Source organism: Microbacterium sp. EG9 (genome assembly GCF_059759475.1).
In genome coordinates, this window is the sequence record NZ_CM186217.1 from 2,300,689 (window position 1) to 2,319,243 (window position 18,555).

The following is an 18,555-nucleotide window of genomic DNA, read 5'->3' on the forward strand; positions in this document are numbered from 1 at the left end:
ACGACTACGCTTTCCCTGTGACCGAACGCGCTCCCCTGTCCCGCAAGCTGTCCGCCATCGCCGAGTCCGCGACCCTGAAGGTCGATGCGAAGGCGAAGGCGCTGCAGGCCGCCGGCCGCCCCGTGATCTCCTACGCGGCGGGCGAGCCCGACTTCGCGACGCCGGCGTTCATCGTGGATGCCGCGGCCCACGCCCTCCACGACCCCGCGAACTACCGCTACACGCCCGCGGCCGGCCTGCCGGTGCTGCGCGAGGCGATCGCCGCCAAGACCCTGCGCGACTCGGGGCTCGAAGTCGCCCCGTCCCAGGTCATCGTCACGAACGGCGGCAAGCAGGCCGTCTACCAGGCGTTCCAGGCCGTCGTGAACCCCGGTGACGAGGTGCTGCTGCCGGCGCCCTACTGGACGACCTACCCCGAGGCGATCGCGCTCGCCGACGGCATCCCCGTCGAGGTCTTCGCCGGCGCCGACCAGGACTACAAGGTGACCGTCGAGCAGCTCGAGGCCGCCCGCACCGACAAGACCACCGTGCTGGTCTTCGTCTCACCGTCGAACCCGACCGGTTCCGTGTACACGCCCGAGGAGACGAAGGCGATCGGGGCATGGGCGCTGGAGCACGGCATCTGGGTCGTCAGCGACGAGATCTACCAGAACCTCGTCTACGAGGGTGCGCGCGCGGTGTCGATCGTGGAGGCCGTGCCCGAGCTTGCCGGACAGACGATCCTCGTCAACGGTGTGGCCAAGACCTACGCGATGACCGGGTGGCGCGTGGGCTGGATGGTGGGACCGGCCGACGCCATCAAGCTCGCCGGCAACCTCCAGTCGCACCTCAGCTCGAACGTCAACAACATCGCGCAGCGTGCCGCGCTGGCCGCGCTGACCGGCCCGCAGACGGAGGCCGAGCAGATGCGCCAGGCGTTCGACCGCCGCCGCCGGCTCATCGTCGCGGAGCTCGCGAAGATCCCGGGCGTCACCGTGCCGAACCCGCTCGGCGCGTTCTACGTCTACCCCGACGTCACCGGGCTGCTCGGACGGGAATGGAACGGCACCCGCGTCGACACCTCGCTCGAGCTCGCCGACCTCATCCTCGAGCAGGCCGAGGTCGCCGTCGTGCCGGGCGAGGCGTTCGGCCCCTCCGGCTATCTGCGCCTGTCGTACGCGCTCGGCGACGACCAGCTGCTCGAGGGCGTCCAACGACTGCAGAAGCTCTTCGGCACGGAGTGAGCCCGAGCCGGCACTCAGAGACCTCAGAGACGAGCGGGGGACGATCGGGACTCATGCGTTCGTCGTCCCCTGTCTCCGTCTCGGCATCGCGCAGGTCGCGGCGACCGCTCAACGCCTTGCTCGCCCCCTCGGTGCACCCGGCGACCGCGCTCGTGGTGGGCCTGGCCACCGTCGTCTTCCTGATCAGCGCGGGGCTGGCGCTGCGCGCCGCCCCGATCGACGCCGACCTGTCGCGCACGCTCAACAGCTGGCACATCGCCGGGGCCGGGCAGGTGACCGCGCTGGTCTACGACCTGTTCTCACCCGTCCCCGCGATCGTGATCACGATCATCGCGACGGGACTGGTGTGGGCGGTGAGCGGGCGCATCGCCCTCGCGATCGCGTTCGCCGGAACGGTCGCCGTCACGTGGGTGCCCGCCGACATCATCAAGATCGCCGTCGCCCGCCCGCGTCCCGACGCGACCCTCCTGCCGCATCCCGTCGATCACATGCCCGTGGACCCGTCGTACCCGAGCGGTCACGTCGTCTTCGTCGCGGCCGTCGCGGTGACGGTGGTCGTCATGCTCAAGGGCTCGCGCTGGCGTCCCCTCGCGATCGTCGTCGGCGCCCTCGCGGTCGTGGTGATGGCCGCTTCGGTGTCGATCATCGGCGTGCACTACCCCACGGACGCCGTGGCCTCCGTGCTGTGGGTGCTGGGCGTCTTCCCCGCCGCCCGGCTGATCTGGGTGCGGACGATCATGCCGCTGGTGCCGTTCCTGCGCGACGCACCGCGACCGGTACCGGCGCCGGCGGTGTCCGGTCCGCAGCGACGCGGGGAGCTCTAGAGCTCCACGCCGACCAGGACGGGCTCCGGCTGCAGCAGCAGCCCGAACTCCGCCTGCACGCGGTGCTGGATGTAGCGGGCCAGCTCGGCGACTTCGCCCGCCGTCGCCCCGCCGCGGTTCGTGAGGGCCAGCGCATGCTTGGTCGACAGGGCGGCGCGCGACCGCGGCAGGCGGAAGCCCTTCCCCAGCCCGGCGTGCTCGATGAGCCACGCCGCACTGACCTTCACGTCGGGCTGCACCGAGACCGGCGGCGGCACGATGCCGTCGAACGCCGCGAGCGGGATCACCGTCACCGGGTCGACCTCCACGGCGAGAGGCCACCGGGGGCACTCGGGCGGGAGGGTGCGGGCGAAGGATGCCGACACGATCGCATTCTGGAAGAACGAGCCCGCGCTGTGGGTGTCGGGATCGGCGTCGTCGAGCACCATGCCCTTCGAGGCGCGCGTCGCGAGCACCGTCTCCCGGATCCACCGCAGCGACACCGCGGCGTCGGGCGCGAGGCGCAGCGCCTGCCGCAGCTGGCCGCCACGCACCGGGACCTCCCCGTGGCCGACATCGTGCAGCTCGAGAGTGAGGGAGACGATCACGCCCGAACGGAGCGCGCCGCGGCCGTAGTGCTGTTTGAGCACCGAGGTGCGGAAGCCGAGCTCGAGATCGGCGGCGGAGACCACCTCGATCTCGCCGGTGGCCTCGTCCAGCAGCTCCACCTCGACGAGCGTCTCGACGATCTCCTGGCCGTAGGCGCCGACGTTCTGGATGGGCGCGGCGCCGGCCGACCCGGGGATGCCGCTCATCGCCTCGATGCCGGCCAGTCCCGCCGCGACGGTGTACTCGACGAGATCGTCCCAGTCGTGACCGGCCTCCACGCGCAGCCGCACGCGGCCGTCGCCGGCGTCGGCCAGGCGTTCGATGCCGGAGGTGCGCACCAGCACGACGGTCCCCTCGAACGGCTCGTCGCCGGCGAGCAGGTTCGACCCTCCGCCGAGCACGAGCCACGGCTCCCCCGCGGCCCACACGTCCTGCAGCGCCGCGACGAGCTCGTCGCGGGTGCGGGCCTCGACCATCCGCTCCGGAATGCCCCCGACGCGCAGCGTGGTGAGCTGCGCGAGCGGAATGGGCGCGATCTCGCCCATCAGGGCTGCCGGCGCACGCGCACCTGCGCCTTGCCCAGCACGGTCGTGTCGGCGAAGGTCACGGTGAGATCGATGCGCGCGGTGTCGTCGTCGAGAGCACCGACCTTCGCGGTGACGACCAGGTCGGCTCCGGCGTCGGCATCCACCACGACGGGGCGCGTGAAACGCACGCCGTACTCGAGGATGCGCCCGGCGTCGCCGAGCCATTCGACGATGGTCTCGACGGCGAGGCCCATCGTGAGCATGCCGTGCGCGAGCACACCCGGCAGGCCCACCCGGGCGGCGACGTCGTCGCGGTAGTGGATGGGGTTGAGGTCTCCGGACGCACCGGCGTAGCGCACGAGAGACTCCCGCGTGAGGTGCACGGTGCGCTCGGCGACGACCACGCCGATCTCGAGGGGTGCGGATGTCATGCGACCTCGCCTCCGATCAGGAGAACGGACGTCGCGGTGACGACGTGGCTGCCGTCGACGTCGGTGATCTCGGCCTCGCTGGTGACCATCGCACCGGCGCCGAAGGGGCGGATGCCGGTGATGCTGAGCTGGGCGACCAGCTCGTCTCCGGCGACGATGGGACGCGAGTAGCGGAAGCGCTGCTCCGCGTGGACCGTGCGCTCGAGCGCGATGCCGGAGTCCTCGACCGCGAGCAGCTGTTGCATCGTCAGGTCCTGGACGACCATGGCGAACGTCGGGGGCGCGACGACGTCGGCGTAGCCGAGAGCGCGCGCGGCTTCCGGCGCGTAGTGCTGCGGCGCCTCGGCGAAGACGGCGCGCGCGAACTCGCGCACCTTCTCACGGCCCACGAGATAGGACGCGGTCGGCGGGAACGCACGTCCCACCAGATCGGGGTTCACTGACACCCCTCGATCCTACCGAGGGGCGCCCGCCCTCATCCGTCCCTCACCGCCGCGATAAACACCCCGTACCGGCCGTGCGGGACGGACGAACCCGCTCAGCGGCTGCGACGGGCCCGCACCGCGCGGATCGCCATCTGAACCGCGATGAAGGTGAGGAAGCAGGCGAAGAGGATGTTGGCGACCAACGGCGACAGCAGCGTCGCGATCCACGCGCCGAGCGCGGTCGTCGTACAGGCGGCGACGCCGACGAGGGCCGCGGCCACGAGGTCGACGTTGCGGCGCTTGACGTTGCCGATCGTCCCCGAGACGGCGGTGGGGATCATCATCAGCAGCGAGGTGCCCTTCGCGATCAGATCGCTGGTGCCGAACAGGAAGATCAGTGCGGGCACGACGATGACCCCGCCCCCGACGCCCAGCAGCCCGGCCATCACGCCGGTGAACAGCCCGAGGACGGCCAGTCCGATGCCGGAAGCGACGGTGAGCTCGAGCACCGCGTCGCGGGACGGCACGACGATGAAGAGCATCACGATGACCACGGCGAGGAATCCGACGAAACCCCACCGGAGGGCGTTCTGCGGGATCCGGGCGAGCAGCCACGACCCGATCTGCGCGCCGACCACCGCTCCCGCGGCGAGGATCAGGGCCGGGATCCAGGCCACCGACCCGTGCACGGCGTAGGAGACGACGCCCACGGATGCCGTGGGAACGATCGCGGCGAGCGAGGTGCCGGCCGCGAGTCGCTGATCGAATCCGAGCAGCAGCACGAGCATCGGCACGATGACCGTGCCGCCGCCCACGCCGAACAGGCCGGAGAGCAGTCCCGCGGCGAGGCCGACGCCGACGCACGAGAGCACGAAGCGCAGGTCGCGGCGGCGCTGCGGCGCCGCCGGCACGGCCGCGCTCACGCGTCGGTTCCCGCGGTGCCCTGGTCGACGGTGGTCGCCGCCTGCTCGAACTGCGAGCGGTAGAGCCGCCAGTAGGCCCCCTCCGCCGCGATGAGCTGTTCGTGCGTACCCTGCTCGACGATGTCGCCGTGCTCCATCACGAGGATGAGGTCGGCGTCGCGGATCGTCGACAGACGGTGCGCGATCACGAAGGACGTGCGTCCTTCGCGCAGCGCCGACATCGCGTGCTGCAGGAGCAGCTCGGTGCGCGTGTCGACGGAGCTCGTCGCCTCGTCGAGGATCAGCACGCTCGGCTCCGCCACGAACGCCCGCGCGATCGTGATCAGCTGCTTCTCCCCCGCCGAGACGTTCGCGGCGTCCTCGTCGAGCACGGTGTCGTAGCCGTCGGGCAGCGAGTGGACGAAGCGGTCGACCCGCGTCGCGACGGCTGCTTCGACGATCTCCAGATCGGATGCCGACTCGTTGCCGTAGCGGATGTTCTCGCGGATCGAGCCGGCGAACAGCCACGGGTCCTGCAGCACCATGCCGGTGCGGGAGCGGACGTCGTCGCGGGTGAGCGCGGAGATGTCCTGCCCGTCGAGGAGGATCCGACCGCCGTCGAGTTCGTAGAAGCGCATCAGGAGGTTGACCAGGGTGGTCTTCCCCGCGCCGGTCGGGCCGACGATCGCGACGGTCTGACCGGGTTCGACGCGGAACGACAGGTCGCGGATGAGCGGCTTGTCGGGGGTGTAGGAGAACGCGACGTTCTGGAACTCGATGACGCCGCGCCCGTCGCGCAGGTGCGGCGCGTCCTCGGCATCCGGTTCCTGCTCCTCCTGGTCGAGCAGCTCGAAGACGCGCTCGGCCGAGGCCGTGCCCGACTGGACCACCGCGGCCATGCCGCCGAGCTCCGACAGCGGCTGGGTGAACTGCTGCGAGTACTGGATGAAGGCCTGCACGTCGCCGAGCCGGAGCTGGCCGGAGGCCACCATCAGGCCACCGAGCACCGCGATGCCGACGTAGGAGAGGTTGCCGATGAACATCATCGCGGGCATCATCAGCCCGGACAGGAACTGCGCCTTGAACGCGGCCTGGTAGAGCTCCTCGTTCTCCTGCTCGAACTTCTCCCGCGAGTCCTGCTCGCGTCCGTAGACGCGCACCAGCGCGTGGCCGGAGAACGACTCCTCGACGCGGGCGTTGAGCCGCCCGACCTTGCGCCACTGGGTGGCGAACGCCTTCTGCGACTTCGGCCCGATGATGCCGAAGATCACGGCCATCAGGGGAAGGGCGACCAGGGCGACGATCGCGAGCTGCCAGGAGATGGAGAACATCATCACGAGCACACCGACGACCGTGAGCACGTTGGTGACGGCGGTCGACAGCGACTGCTGCATCGTCTGGGTGATGTTGTCGATGTCGTTCGTGACGCGCGAGATGAGCTCGCCGCGCTGGACGCGGTCGAAATACGACAGCGGCAGGCGGTTGATCTTCGCCTCGACCGACTCGCGCAGCCGCCACATCGTGCGCACCATGATGACGTTGATGACATAGCCCTGCAGCCAGGTCAGCACGGCGGAGACGACGTAGATGGCGAGGACCGCGACGAGCACCCACTTCAAGCGCTCGAAGTCGACACCCGTGCCGACCTGGAAGTCGTGCATCGCCGACACGATGTTGGCGATGTCGCCCTGTCCCGCCGCGCGCAGGGCGTCGACGACCTGGTCCTGGCTCGTGCCGGCCGGGAACTGGGCGGCCAGCGACGTCGAGACGACCCCTTCGAAGAGGATGTTGGTGGCCTCGCCGAGGACCTTGGGGGCGATGACCGCGAGCACGACGCCGACCGCCCCGAGGACGGAGACGAACGCGAACGCCCACTTGTAGGGGGCGAGCAGGCCGATCATCCGACCGAAGCTGCGACCGAAGTTCGCCGCCTTGCCGGGCGCGACCGAGTCCCACGACCCGGAGTTGAGCCGCGCCTGTTCGGCGAGCTCGAGTTCTTCGCGTTCCTCTTCGGAGAGGGCCGCCGTGTTCGGCGCGCTCATGCGTCCACCCCCAGCTGCGATTCGACGATCTCGCGGTAGGTGTCGTTGCCGGCGAGCAGTTCGTCGTGGGTTCCGATGCCGACCAGGCGCCCGTCGTCGAGGACCACGATGACGTCGGCATCCGCGATCGTGGAGATGCGCTGAGCGACCACGATCTTCGTCACGTCGGGCAGTTCGCGCCACAGCGCCTGCCGTAGTCGCGCGTCGGTGGTGACGTCGAGCGCCGAGAAGGAGTCGTCGAAGACGAGCACGTGCGGGCGATGCACGATCGCGCGGGCGATCGAGAGCCGCTGGCGCTGCCCACCCGACACGTTCGTGCCGCCCTGGGAGATGCGTGCCGTGAGCCCGCCCTCCATCTCGGAGACGAAGTCGCGCCCTTGGGCGATGTCGAGAGCGCCCCAGAGCTCGTCGTCGGTGGCTTCCTCCCGCCCGAAGCGGAGGTTGCTGGCGACGGTGCCGGTGAACAGGAACGCGCGCTGCGGAACGTAACCGATGCCGCGCCACATCTCGTCGAGATCGGCCTCGCGGACATCGACGCCGCCGACGCGCACGGTGCCGTCGGTGACGTCGAACAGCCGCGGGATGAGCGAGACGAGCGTCGTCTTGCCGGAGCCGGTCGACCCGACGATCGCCACGGTCTGACCGGGCTCGGCCCGGAAAGAGATGTGCTCCAGCACGGGCGACTCGGCGCCGGGGTAGCTGAACGACACGTCGTCGAACTCCACGGCGCCCAGCTCGGGGAAGCGGTCGATCGGCTGGGCGGGACGGTGCAGCGCATCGGTGGAGTCGAGCACCTCGCCGATGCGGTCGGCGGAGACGGCGGCGCGCGGGATCATGATCGTCATGAACGTCGCCATCAGCACGCCCATGAGGATCTGGCCGACGTACTGCATGAACGCGAACAGGGTGCCGATCTCGACGTGACCGGCATCCACCTGGATGCCGCCGAACCAGATCACGCCGACGACGGTGACGTTGAGCACGAGCATCGCGAGCGGGAACATGATCACGAAGAGCGATCCGACGCGGCGGCCGACGACCATGATGTCGGTGTTGGCCACGCGGAAGCGCGCCTCCTCGATGCGTTCGCGGACGAAGGCGCGCACGACCCGCACACCGGTCAGCTGCTCGCGCATCACACGGTTGACGCCGTCGAGCTTGCCCTGGTACTCGCGGAACAGCGGGACCATGCGGCTGATGATGAACCCCGCGATCACGAGCAGCGTCGGCACCGCGACGGCGATGAGCCAGCTCAGACCGACATCCTGCTGGACGGCCATGATGATGCCGCCGATCGCCAGCAGCGGCGCCGTGACGAGCATGGTCGCGCCCATCATCGCGAGCATCTGCACCTGCTGCACGTCATTGGTGTTGCGGGTGATGAGGGTGCCCGCGCCGAACGACGACACTTCGCGCTCGGAGAAGCCGCTCACCTTGTCGTAGACGTCGCGTCGGATGTCGCGGCCCGCGCTCATCGCCGCGCGCGCCGCGAAGAACGTCGCGATCACGGACGCGACGATCTGACCCAGCGCGATGACGAGCATGAACGCGCCGCGCGACCAGATGTAGCCGGTGTCGCCCGCCGCGACGCCCTTGTCGATGATGTCGGCGTTCAGTCGCGGGAGGTAGAGGGACGCCATGGCCGAGGCGAACTGGAAGACGAGCACGCCCAGCAGCCACCACTTGTACGTCCAGAGGTAACGGACGAGGAGTTTTCCGAGCATGAGGCACTCCGTCTGCGGGCGAGGTGGGAACGGTTCATGCTATCGCCGGGCGCCGACACGCACGCGTCCCGGATCCGCAGGCTGCGCTGCCGCCGCGAGGCGGCGTGCCGCGAACGAGACCGCCTCAGGGGTTCCGGGGTGAGCGACTGGCGACCGTACTGGTCCAGATCCTCACGGTGCACGGTTCTCCGGGTCCGGGCGGCCACCGTATCCCCGCAGTCGATCAGAGGGCTGGGGGCAACGTCAGATCACCCATCGACCGGGCAACATCGAAGGCCATCCTCGCCTCTTCTTGATCTCCTCTGCCGAGCAGCAGAACCCCGAGGTTGTACGCCGAGTGAGCGTCACCGTGCGCAATACCCGCGCGATACGCGGAGATCGCGGCATCAACCTCGCCGTCTTCGTCGAGGAGGTTGCCCAACAGAAGGGCCGCGCCATACACATCTTCCGCTGTCGCCCTCTCAAGAATTTCTCGCGCTTCTTCGCGCCGGCCTGCCTGCAGCCGGATCTTGGCGAGCGATAGTCCGAACTCCGCATGGGCCCCGGAGGAAGATTGCAGCAGTGGTTCGGCTTCATCAGACTTGCCTGTGCGCAGCAGCGCCTCACCGAGGAGTCCCTCGAGCCGGGGAGACCGAGTTGTTGCATGCCCCACGGCATTCCTCAGAAGAGGAACCGCGCGCTCGTCATCTCCCATCCAGTGCAGTGATTCACCCAACGCTGCGACTGCGGCGACAGACCCAAGCTCAACCGCCCGACCAAGAACGACTATTCCTTCCGTCTCACCGCCGTCTTCGGCCCAGATCTCGGCTCCGAGGGCGTAGACAGCGCCCGCATCGTTCGGAGCATTCCGGACTTCTGCAAGCGTCTCAGTCGACAGCGCGACACCACCCCGAGTAGTGAGGCCATCGGGATCTGTGTAAGGGGGATGGGCGCGGAGAGCTCGAACAAACTCCAGATAGGCTTCCTCCGAGAGAAGCGCGCTGAGCCTCTGTCGGGCAGGATGCCACCCCTGAGAATGCTCTTTCTCCACTAAGCGATCCTCCATTGCGAGACGAGCCGGCGCGCGAGGCAGCGACGCTCCATCAGTGTGGCATCGCGCGGCGATGGCTGCACACTTCAACGTCAGCTACAACGGTGTCCACCGAGCCTTCGTTCGAGCAGGTGTCGAGCGTCGCCAACGCGGAGGGAATCGGCACTCGGCGGACACCGAAAGCGAATCGGCGTCTACTCGTCGTGCGTCGACGCTTCGCGTCTCCTCTCCGCGCGCAGCGCTCGTCGGTAGTGGTAGGCGCAGGCAGCAAGCGAAATGATCACAGCCGCAAGGAGGCCAAACAGCCTCCCCTGGAGCGCGCCTGGCGAGAACGTGAGGCAGACCACCAGTACTGCGAGACCAAATACGTACCCGCTCGAATAGTAGAAGCGCCAGAAGCCCGGCCGACAGTTCATGTCACCCACATCACATACCTTCCGCCAACGCCACCACCTCGTCGCGGGGCTCTATTCATCCCCGTGATCCGGTTGGAGACGTCGGATACGCCCACTCCCGTAAGCACCACGCCGGCGGCGGCGGGCTGTGTTGGTTGGACCACGCTCCGGGTGAAGCGGGACCCGTCCCTCGCCGCTACCCCGAGACCCTGACGGATGACGGTACTGGCCTGCGTGATCCTAACCCGACGCTCGCAACCGCGACCGCTGCCGCGCACAGCGGACAGAGGAACAAGGCGATACCCCCTCCACGAGCAGCGCGCCGCCGATGGGATCGGGACGACCAACGAAAAAGGCGCCGCAGAAATCTCCGACGCTTCTTCTGCCGAACGGACAGACGTCCATCTCAAGGTCACGTGTTCGAGCAAAACTAGTTCGGTAGAGCCAGCACCCCTACTCGAATAAGACGGCGCTCCTCCCGCCACCCCTGGTGGAACTTGGAGTTGTTCCACCACCACACCCATTCCAGGGTCGCGAGCTCGACCTGCTCGACCGTGCGCCAGGAGCCTTGCTGGTGGATGAGTCGGTCTTGTAGAGGTTGTTCACTGCCTCCGCCATCGCGTTATCGAAGCTGTCGCCGACCGTTCCGGTGGACGGGACGGCGCCAAGTTCGACGATCCGCTCGGTAGTTCTCCGCATGCAACCGCACCACCTCCGGGACGAGCAGCTCGTCCTTCAGCTGCCGGCGGACGGCGCTCGGCCGACGGCCGCGCGATAGCCGCGAGAGGTGAGGAAGCCCTGAACCACCGGCCTTAGGACACCGCAGACGAGCTCGACCCCGAAACGATCCCGGTGTTCGTCGATGAACCGGATCATCTCGGTCAGGGGCGGTCGAGTTCATTCGCGAAAAACACGCTCGCAGCCTTGGACGATCTCGTGGGCCCACTGACCCGGTCCACACATCGGGTGATAGATATGGCTCGTTATAGGTGAAGCTTTGGCGAGCATCCTGACCCCGGCCGCGATACGCTCGGAGGACGATCCGGCGTTCCCTGTGCGGGCGAGTTGCACTTCGGCGATAGCGCGGGCATGACGGCCTGTGTAATCGAGTTGTCTTCGCCACGCTTTGGCAGCCGCAACGGGCCGTAGCGGTAGAGACAACATCACCATGCCGCTCGAGGAGGGTAGAGCCCGCGAGCCCGAAGATCGGCGTTGATCGAGTACGGGCCGCGTATCGCCTCGGGGCGCAGCTGGGTGACTGCGTCGAACGGTGAGCCGTAGATGAAGCCGGCGGCCCGCCAGTATGGGTTCATGAAGCAGAGGAACTCAGCAGAGGGCCCTCCACTTCCGAAGGAATCTGTCCACTTCAGAAATTGGCTAGGATCTTTGGCGGCCAGCCGTGCTGAGTCAGTCGTTGGCGTCGGCCGATGATCAGCAGGCGTTCTGGCGAAGGCGGCGACCGTCTCGCCCGCGCTCCGCATCCACCGTTGATCGATGACCGTGCCGAGGAGACGTATCTCCGCTGCGTACCAGAGCGTGATCAGTCGTGCGTACTTTGATGCGATCACGGACTGGACATCGCGATCGCTTAGGTTTTCCGCGTCGACTAATGAGTCTTCAAGCGATTGCGCCTCCGCATCGGTTTGGGCGAGCGGTAGGTAGAACTGGAGTGTGAAGTGATTAACGCGGCCGAGGAATAGGTTGCGGTTGATGCGGTTGTCAGTGACTACCGGAAGGCATGCGCTCCCGTCATGTACGCCGGGAGCGGGTCAGTCATGGGCATCATTGCGCCAGAAGCCTGTCAGTTTTCGGGCGAGTTCGAGTTGCGTTCCGTGTCCCGCGATCAAGCTCTTGGTAGCTTCGCGCGCGTCCATCCATTCGAAGTCTGCGGTGATGTCATTGCCGCTGCTTCGTGGTTCGACGTGCGTCCAGCTTGCGGGTGGGAACCCGTTGGACAGCGTGTAGAACCAGCTGCGCCAGTGAATCTCAGGTTTGAACTCTCGCACGTCCTCGAAGCTGTCGGCGAAGTGCACCAGTGTGGACGCTGCAGCCAGTCCGGTTTCTTCTTCGAGTTCGCGTGCCGCTGCGGCAGCGGTGGACTCGCCGGGTTCGACCGTGCCTGCCGGGATTTGAGCGCCTGCATCGGGAGAGTCGCGTTGCGTGAAAGTCAGGACGGTGTCGTTCGCCCCTAGCACGTATATCATCACTTTCCGGCGGACGGGGAGGTTCACCCATGGAGGAAGCTCGGGAGGCTCGCTCATGTCAACTCCTGGATGGGCTCGATAATGAAGCACAGTACTTTCAGTGCCTTCCCGGCATGCACGGGTTCGGTGCCGTGGACCACTTCAGATCCAAAGGCGAAGCCGTCTCCGTCTCGCAAGCCCGAGAGGACCCAGCGTGGGCTCCGTGTGAAGTCGTAGCTGGACGACAGTGGGTCCAGCCCGGTACGGGTTCCCTCGGTCCAGTCGTTGGGGAAGGTCTCGTGCACAGTGTAGAACTCGCCTCCGCCTTGGGGATTGCAGGCCCGCACGCGGCTCGGGCTCGGCAACTACACGTTGCACTCGTTCCGAAAGGCGGTGGCGACGGCGCTCGACCAGGCGGGCCTCTCGCCGCGCAACATCGCCGAGTACCTCGGGCACGCTGACCCGTCGCTGACGATGGGCACCTACATGAGCAAGACGGTCGGCGGGCCGAGGACAGCCAACGCCCTCGACTCCGTGCTTGGCGCATGATCGAGGAATCGGGGATTGCCGTCGCCCGGGATGGGTTGAGTCGAGCTGCGGCTGCGATCGACCCCGACGACCTGCGCGGATCAACGATTGCGGCCGGCCAGGCGTTGTTCTGGGCTTGCGCGCTCGATGAACAGCTTTGGGAAGTCGCCGGTTACGTCGAAGCAAGATCAGCAGCCGAGTGGGGGCGGCTCCTACCCGCGATGCGTCTCGCGAGGAACGCCGTGGCACACGGAGCAGCGATCTGCGTTCGCCACCAGGAGGGCTTGTCTTGGCCAATGCGATGGCCCGCTCGCTGGGCGGACGTCTACTGGGCACCTGTTGAGATCCCGCTCGCGGCCCTCGAAAAGAAGCCAACCGCAGCAGCAGTCGAGCTCTACCGACAAATGCAAGATCGGTCGGTGGGCGACACCCTCGAAGGCGTCGCAAACTGGTTCGACATCATGATGCCGTTCGACGAATCCGCGGGGTAAGCGCAGGACCGCGTGACCCATAACGCAAAACAGCCCCGGGGATTCCGGGGCTGATCTGGGTATTCGGTAGAGCCAGTACACCACTACTCGAATAAATCGGTCCTGCTGCCGCCGCCCCTGGTGGAACTGCAGAAATTGGCTGATCTGACGCCGAATTTCGCCACCTCTGCACTGGTCGAGCAGGTGAGTCGATCGCTTCGTCGGCGTCTCGAACCGGCCCTGGTCAAGCAAATCGCCGCCGAGTACGAATCGGGTGCGACGACACCGAGTCTCTGCGACACCTACGGACTCTCTAAGACAGGCATCCTCCGACTACTCCGAGACGAGGGGGTGGCACTGCGCCGCCAGCCACTCACGGACAATCAGGTCGAGGTCGCACGAACGCTGTACGAGCACGGCCACCCGATCGCCGCCATCGCAACCCGTCTCGACACCAGCTACAACAACGTCCGGCAGCGGCTGATCAAGGAAGGGGTTCAGCTACGCCCACGTGGCGGCAGTTACAAAGATGGAAGCCACCTCGTCGGGAGAGGTGAACCGTGACCTGCGTCCCGAGGAGGCGAATCTACAAGCCGGTTGGCGCGAGCCCACCGCGGCGCCGCGACCGAGCCGAAACCGATCAGTTCGCACAACCCCAAAGTACACGGGAGTCTTAATTCAGTAAACCCTGTACTATTGCCACATGCCCTCAGCGACTCTCACCGCCTCGGTGACGCACACCGCTGCGCTCGCCCGCCTCGGCCACGCCCTCTCCGACCCGACGCGAGCTGGCGTGCTGCTCGCGCTGCGAGAGGCTCCGGCATACCCGTCCGATCTGGCTGATGCGCTCGGCGTTTCGCGGCAGGTCATGTCGAACCAGCTGGCATGCCTTCGAGGTTGCGGGCTCGTGGAGTCCGTGCCCGATGGGCGACGGACCTGGTATCGACTCGCAGACGCCCACCTGGCCCCCGCCTTAGACGAGCTGCTACGCGTCGTTCTCTACGTCGAGCCCGGCTGCTGCGCCGGAGAGAGCTGCACCTGCGCATGACAACCACAGCTTCCCACCGCATCGATGACCGCCGACACGTGCTCCAACGCCGGGTCCGATGGATCGTCACCGCCACCATCGCCTACAACCTGGTCGAGGCCGTCGCCGCGATCGCCGCTGGCACAGTCGCATCCTCGGCCGCGCTGATCGGGTTCGGTTTGGACTCAACCATTGAGGTTCTATCGGCGGCCGCGGTTGCCTGGCAGTTCACCCGCCGCGATCCCGAGCGGTGGGAGAAGGGCACCCTCCGCGTGATCGCGGTCGCGTTCTTTGCCCTTGCCGCGTACGTCACGGTCACGTCCGTTCTCGCTCTCGTCGGCCAGGTCGACGTCGAGCACTCCCCGCTCGGCATCGTGATTACCGCCCTCAGCGTTGTCATCATGCCGTTCCTCTCCCTCGCAGAACGCCGAGCAGGCCGCGAGCTGGGATCGGCAACCGCCGTTGCCGACTCCAAGCAGACCCTCATCTGCACGTACCTGTCCGCCGCGGTGCTCGTCGGCCTCGTCGTCAACAGCCTGTTCGACTGGTGGTGGGCCGACGCGATCGCTGGCCTGATCATCGCCGCCTTCGCGGTCCGAGAGGGCGTCGAAGCGTGGCGCGGTGATGCTTGCGCTACCTCAGTGGGGATGCTGCTCGAGGATGAGCACGACGATGAGCACGAGCACGTCCACCACGAGCATTGAGCCGTGCGGGCTAACGCCAAGCCGCTGATTGCAGCGGCTTCCGTTCTGGTCGTTGTCGTTCTCGCTGGCCTGGTCTACTTCCTCATCAACCGCGCACAGGCACCCGATCCCGCATCGGCCAGCGTCGTCCGATCGGACTCGCACGTACTCGACGACGGCGGCGCCGATGCCGTGACCGTCGTGGAGTTCCTGGACTTCGAGTGCGAGGCGTGCGGCGCGTACTATCCGGTTGTCGAGGAGCTGCGCGAGAAGTACGCCGGTCGCATCACCTATGCAGTGCGGTCTTTCCCGCTCCCGGGGCACTTCAACGCCACCCATGCTGCGGTCGCCGCCGAAGCCGCCGCCCGGCAAGGCCGCTTCGAGGACATGTATCACCGACTGTTCGAGACACAAGACGCGTGGGGCGAAGCCCAGGAATCTCGCGCCGCCGTGTTCCGGGACTACGCCGAGCAGCTCGGGCTCAACATGTCCGCGTACGACGCAGCGGTCAGCGACCCGATGACCGAAGAGAGAGTGCGCTCCGACTTTGAAGAAGGGCGCACGTTGGGGGTCGGCAGCACCCCGACCTTTTTCGTCGATGGCGAACCGCTCGTGATTGAGCGGTGGAACGACCTGGATACAGCGATCGAGTCGGCTCTGCGCGGCTAGACGACGACCGACCGAACCTCCCGCTCCCACGCCTGTGTCGCCATTTGCACGGCGTCCCACGGCGAGCCCAGCGGCGGGGTGTACGAGAGGTCGAGGTCGCTCATTCCGGCGACGGTCATGCTGTGGTGCAGGGCGGTGGCGTAGGTGTCGACGCGCTTGGAGATTTCGGCTCCGCGGGTGCCGACGAGCTGCGCGCCGAGGAGGCGGCCGTCGCGGGTGTCTCCGGTGATGCGTATGTTGATGGGGGTGGCTCCGGGGTAGTAGCGCTTGTGGTCGTCGGCGATCGCGGTGTGACTGTGCGGGGCGTAGTCCGCAGCGGCGGCTTCGTGATCGCGGAGGCCGGTGCGGGCGGCTACGACGTCGAAGACCTTGACGACCTGGGTGCCGAGGCTGCCGGCGAAGCGAGCGTCGCCGCCGATGGCGTTTTCTCCGGCGACGCGGCCCTGCTTGTGCGCGGTGGTGCCGAGAGGCAGGTAGGTGACGCCGAGGAGGCGGTGCTGGGTGACAACGCCGTCTCCGGCTGCCCACACGTGCGGCAGGCCGGTGCGCATGTGCTCATCGACGACGACCGCGCCACCGGCCCCTGTGGTTGCGCCGGCTGCGGTGAGGAGGCTGGTGTTGGGGCGCACGCCTACGACGACGAGCACGAGGTCGGCGCTGCGGGAGAAAGCGTCACCGTCGCGGGTGCCGGTCACGGTGAGCTGACCCGCGTCGCGGGTGACGGCTTCGATGCGAGTTCCGGTGAGGACGTTGACGCCGTGGCGGGTGAGTTCGTCGCGGACGAGGGAGCCGAGTTCGGGGTCGAGGGTGGAGAGCACTTCGGGGCCTCGTTGGAGTTGGGTGACGTGCAGGCCGCGCACGGTGAGGGCTTCGGCCATCTCGAGGCCGACGTAGCCTGCGCCGACGATGATCGCGGTTTCGGGCTGGTGCTCGTCGAGGTAGCGCTCCAGCGCGAAGGTGTCGCCCATGGAGTGCAGCAGGTGCACGCCGTCGTTGGCGCCGAGCTGGTCAAGGCCGACGATGCCGGCGGTGGACGGGGATGCTCCGGTGCCGACCATCAGGGCGTCGTAGGCGATCTTCGATTCGGTGCCAGCGGCGTCGCGGACGGTGAGTCTGCGCCCGCCGACGTCGATGCTGGTGGCCAAGGTGTCCAGGCGCAGGTTCATGCCGGTGGCTTCGAGGTCGGCGTGTGTGCGGTGGGCGAGGGATTGCCAGGGCTGCACTTCGCGGGAGAAGTAGTACGGGATGCCGCAGATGGAGAAGTTCGGGAAGGCGTCGGCCACGACGACGGTGACGTCGACGGAGGGGTCGAGTTCGCGGGCGCGGAGGGCAGTGGAGATTCCGGCGTCGCTTCCGCCGATCGCTACAAGGTGCATGGGTGTGCCTCTCAGGAGGTGGTTTCGGGTTGCATGGGGACCACGACGTCACCTGCGGTGCGGGCGGCGGTCGGGTAGAAGACGAGCAGCAGTGCGAGCCCGAGGGAGGCGCCGACGAGCTGGGCGAGGATGAACGGTGCCGCGGAGGTGGGGGCGATGCCGGCGAACGTGTCGGTGAACATGCGGGCGATGGTCACGGCAGGGTTGGCGAACGATGTGGAGCTGGTGAACCAGTACGCGGCGCCGATGTAGGCCCCGACCGCGGCCGCGGTCACCGGGCCTTTCCCTGTTCGGGCGAGGGCGAAGATCAGCAGCACGAGCCCGGCGGTGGCGACCACTTCCCCGACCAGGTGTCCACCGGTCGCGCGGTCATTGCCGGAGAGCGCGGGAGCGGTGTCGAACATCAGCCCCGCGAGGAGGGTTCCGGCCATGCCGCCGAGAACTTGCGCGGCCAGATACGGGGTGAGGTCGCGCAGCGGCAGGCCCGTTCTCTCGCGGCGCCCGAGCAGCCAATCGGCAAGCGACACCACGGGGTTGAAGTGCGCTCCCGACACGGGCCCGAGCATCAGGATCAGCACCATTAGGCCGAGGGCTGTGGTCAGGCTGTTCTCGAGAAGCTGCAACCCCACATCGTCCGAGGAGAGCCGCTGCGCGGCGATCCCCGATCCGACAACGACAGCGACGAGCATCCCTGTTCCGACGAACTCGGCAGCGGCACGGCGGAGCACGTGCGGCCGCGTGGCGGACGGGTGAGAGCGGGCGGTGGTTTTCATGTCGGCTCATCTTGACCCGAGCGATATAGATCAGTCAAGATTGATTCAATGAACACTGAACGAACTGACGCGGTGGAGGCACGGGCCGCTCGGCATGCCGCTCTTAGTGACCCGTCGCGCCTGCGGATCGTTGACCTCCTGACGCTCGGCGACCTGTCGCCGTCGGAAATTCAGACCGCTCTGGGCATGCCGGGAAACCTGGTGTCGCATCACCTGAACGTGCTGGAGACTGCGGGCATGGTGGCCCGGTCGCGGTCGGAAGCGGACAAGCGACGCAGCTACGTCCACCTGACCGACACCGCGCTGCAGGGCCTCACCCCCGGTCGAGTAGAGAGGGCGGGCCGAGTGGTGTTCGTGTGCACGGCGAACTCGGCTCGATCCCAATTGGCCGCGGCGCTGTGGTCGACCCGCAGCAGCATCCCTGCCGCGTCCGGCGGCACACACCCCGCAGACCGGATCGATCCCGGCGCGATCGCCACGGCGGACCGTCACGCACTCGACCTTCCCGATGAATCGCCGCGGGCGTTGGAGACGGTGCTGACCGGTTCGGACCTCGTGGTCACCGTGTGCGACAACGCGCACGAAGAACTCGGCGTGACCGGGCATCTGCATTGGTCGATCCCGGACCCGGTGCGCGTCGGCACCGACGACGCCTTCGACACCGCCTACGACGAGCTGGAACGCCGCATCACGGAACTCGCTCCCCGGCTCGCCGCCATCTGACCCTCCCAGAAA

19 protein-coding genes and 1 pseudogene are annotated in these 18,555 nt (G+C 67.6%); 9 read left to right on the top strand and 11 right to left on the bottom strand.

Annotation, left to right across the window (positions count from 1 at the left end; all coding sequences use genetic code 11):
• The first annotated feature begins 17 nt into the window (after positions 1-17).
• The gene (locus AC6CQV_RS10835) at positions 18-1,223 is read left to right on the top strand and encodes a pyridoxal phosphate-dependent aminotransferase (protein WP_060960383.1); all 1,206 of its coding nucleotides are present in this window, start codon (positions 18-20) and stop codon (positions 1,221-1,223) included.
• Between the two features lie 53 nt (positions 1,224-1,276).
• Positions 1,277-2,047, top strand: a complete 771-nt coding sequence (locus tag AC6CQV_RS10840; RefSeq protein ID WP_498259461.1) for a phosphatase PAP2 family protein — start codon at positions 1,277-1,279, stop codon at positions 2,045-2,047.
• On the opposite strand, the gene AC6CQV_RS10845 is transcribed toward AC6CQV_RS10840, so the two are convergent.
• From AC6CQV_RS10845 to AC6CQV_RS10885, 9 genes and pseudogenes are all read right to left on the bottom strand, one after another.
• Positions 2,044-3,180: a UDP-N-acetylmuramate dehydrogenase gene (locus tag AC6CQV_RS10845; RefSeq protein ID WP_498259462.1), complete on the bottom strand. Its 1,137-nt coding sequence runs from the start codon at positions 3,178-3,180 to the stop codon at positions 2,044-2,046. The two genes, AC6CQV_RS10840 and AC6CQV_RS10845, sit on opposite strands and share 4 nt — an antisense overlap.
• Positions 3,180-3,593: a MaoC/PaaZ C-terminal domain-containing protein gene (locus tag AC6CQV_RS10850; RefSeq protein ID WP_060960380.1), complete on the bottom strand. Its 414-nt coding sequence runs from the start codon at positions 3,591-3,593 to the stop codon at positions 3,180-3,182. Before AC6CQV_RS10850 ends, AC6CQV_RS10845 begins: the two co-directional genes overlap by 1 nt.
• Positions 3,590-4,039, bottom strand: a complete 450-nt coding sequence (locus AC6CQV_RS10855) for an FAS1-like dehydratase domain-containing protein (protein WP_498259463.1) — start codon at positions 4,037-4,039, stop codon at positions 3,590-3,592. Before AC6CQV_RS10855 ends, AC6CQV_RS10850 begins: the two co-directional genes overlap by 4 nt.
• 92 nt (positions 4,040-4,131) lie before the next feature.
• Complete coding sequence (locus AC6CQV_RS10860; protein WP_498259464.1) at positions 4,132-4,941, bottom strand: sulfite exporter TauE/SafE family protein; 810 nt, start codon at positions 4,939-4,941, stop codon at positions 4,132-4,134.
• Positions 4,938-6,962, bottom strand: a complete 2,025-nt coding sequence (locus AC6CQV_RS10865) for an ABC transporter ATP-binding protein (protein WP_498259465.1) — start codon at positions 6,960-6,962, stop codon at positions 4,938-4,940. The genes AC6CQV_RS10860 and AC6CQV_RS10865 overlap by 4 nt, the downstream gene beginning before the upstream one ends.
• Entirely contained in the window at positions 6,959-8,686 is a 1,728-nt protein-coding gene (locus tag AC6CQV_RS10870; RefSeq protein ID WP_498259466.1) for an ABC transporter ATP-binding protein, read from the bottom strand. Before AC6CQV_RS10870 ends, AC6CQV_RS10865 begins: the two co-directional genes overlap by 4 nt.
• Before the next feature lie 223 nt (positions 8,687-8,909).
• Entirely contained in the window at positions 8,910-9,716 is an 807-nt protein-coding gene (locus AC6CQV_RS10875; RefSeq protein WP_498259467.1) for a tetratricopeptide repeat protein, read from the bottom strand.
• Between the two features lie 825 nt (positions 9,717-10,541).
• Positions 10,542-10,804: pseudogene (locus tag AC6CQV_RS10880) on the bottom strand (integrase core domain-containing protein); the annotation flags it as partial.
• A 1,076-nt stretch (positions 10,805-11,880) separates the two neighbouring features.
• Positions 11,881-12,372 carry an NUDIX domain-containing protein gene (locus AC6CQV_RS10885; protein WP_498259468.1) on the bottom strand — a complete coding sequence of 164 codons (492 nt, stop codon included), beginning with the start codon at positions 12,370-12,372 and terminating at the stop codon, positions 11,881-11,883.
• A gap of 255 nt (positions 12,373-12,627) precedes the next feature.
• Between AC6CQV_RS10885 and AC6CQV_RS10890 the strand changes: the two genes are divergently transcribed.
• From AC6CQV_RS10890 to AC6CQV_RS10915, 6 genes are all read left to right on the top strand, one after another.
• Positions 12,628-12,843: a tyrosine-type recombinase/integrase gene (locus tag AC6CQV_RS10890; RefSeq protein ID WP_498259469.1), complete on the top strand. Its 216-nt coding sequence runs from the start codon at positions 12,628-12,630 to the stop codon at positions 12,841-12,843.
• Complete coding sequence (locus AC6CQV_RS10895) at positions 12,840-13,313, top strand: hypothetical protein (RefSeq protein WP_498259470.1); 474 nt, start codon at positions 12,840-12,842, stop codon at positions 13,311-13,313. Before AC6CQV_RS10890 ends, AC6CQV_RS10895 begins: the two co-directional genes overlap by 4 nt.
• Before the next feature lie 120 nt (positions 13,314-13,433).
• Positions 13,434-13,856 (top strand): helix-turn-helix domain-containing protein, encoded by a 423-nt coding sequence (locus AC6CQV_RS10900; RefSeq protein WP_498259471.1) that lies wholly within the window; start codon positions 13,434-13,436, stop codon positions 13,854-13,856.
• 139 nt (positions 13,857-13,995) lie between these two features.
• Entirely contained in the window at positions 13,996-14,340 is a 345-nt protein-coding gene (locus AC6CQV_RS10905; protein ID WP_498259472.1) for an ArsR/SmtB family transcription factor, read from the top strand.
• Positions 14,337-15,023 carry a cation diffusion facilitator family transporter gene (locus AC6CQV_RS10910; RefSeq protein ID WP_498259473.1) on the top strand — a complete coding sequence of 229 codons (687 nt, stop codon included), beginning with the start codon at positions 14,337-14,339 and terminating at the stop codon, positions 15,021-15,023. Before AC6CQV_RS10905 ends, AC6CQV_RS10910 begins: the two co-directional genes overlap by 4 nt.
• Before the next feature lie 3 nt (positions 15,024-15,026).
• On the top strand, positions 15,027-15,671 hold the full coding sequence (locus AC6CQV_RS10915; protein ID WP_498259474.1) for a DsbA family protein: 645 nt from the start codon (positions 15,027-15,029) through the stop codon (positions 15,669-15,671).
• On the opposite strand, the gene AC6CQV_RS10920 is transcribed toward AC6CQV_RS10915, so the two are convergent.
• Together AC6CQV_RS10920 and AC6CQV_RS10925 are read right to left on the bottom strand one after the other, a co-directional pair.
• Positions 15,668-17,047: an FAD-dependent oxidoreductase gene (locus AC6CQV_RS10920; protein ID WP_498259475.1), complete on the bottom strand. Its 1,380-nt coding sequence runs from the start codon at positions 17,045-17,047 to the stop codon at positions 15,668-15,670. The two genes, AC6CQV_RS10915 and AC6CQV_RS10920, sit on opposite strands and share 4 nt — an antisense overlap.
• An 11-nt stretch (positions 17,048-17,058) precedes the next feature.
• A complete protein-coding gene (locus AC6CQV_RS10925; RefSeq protein ID WP_498259476.1) occupies positions 17,059-17,820 on the bottom strand; it encodes an MIP/aquaporin family protein in 762 nt (253 codons plus the stop codon).
• Positions 17,821-17,868: 48 nt separating this feature from the next.
• Between AC6CQV_RS10925 and AC6CQV_RS10930 the strand changes: the two genes are divergently transcribed.
• Entirely contained in the window at positions 17,869-18,543 is a 675-nt protein-coding gene (locus tag AC6CQV_RS10930; protein ID WP_498259477.1) for a metalloregulator ArsR/SmtB family transcription factor, read from the top strand.
• The last annotated feature ends 12 nt before the right edge of the window (positions 18,544-18,555 follow it).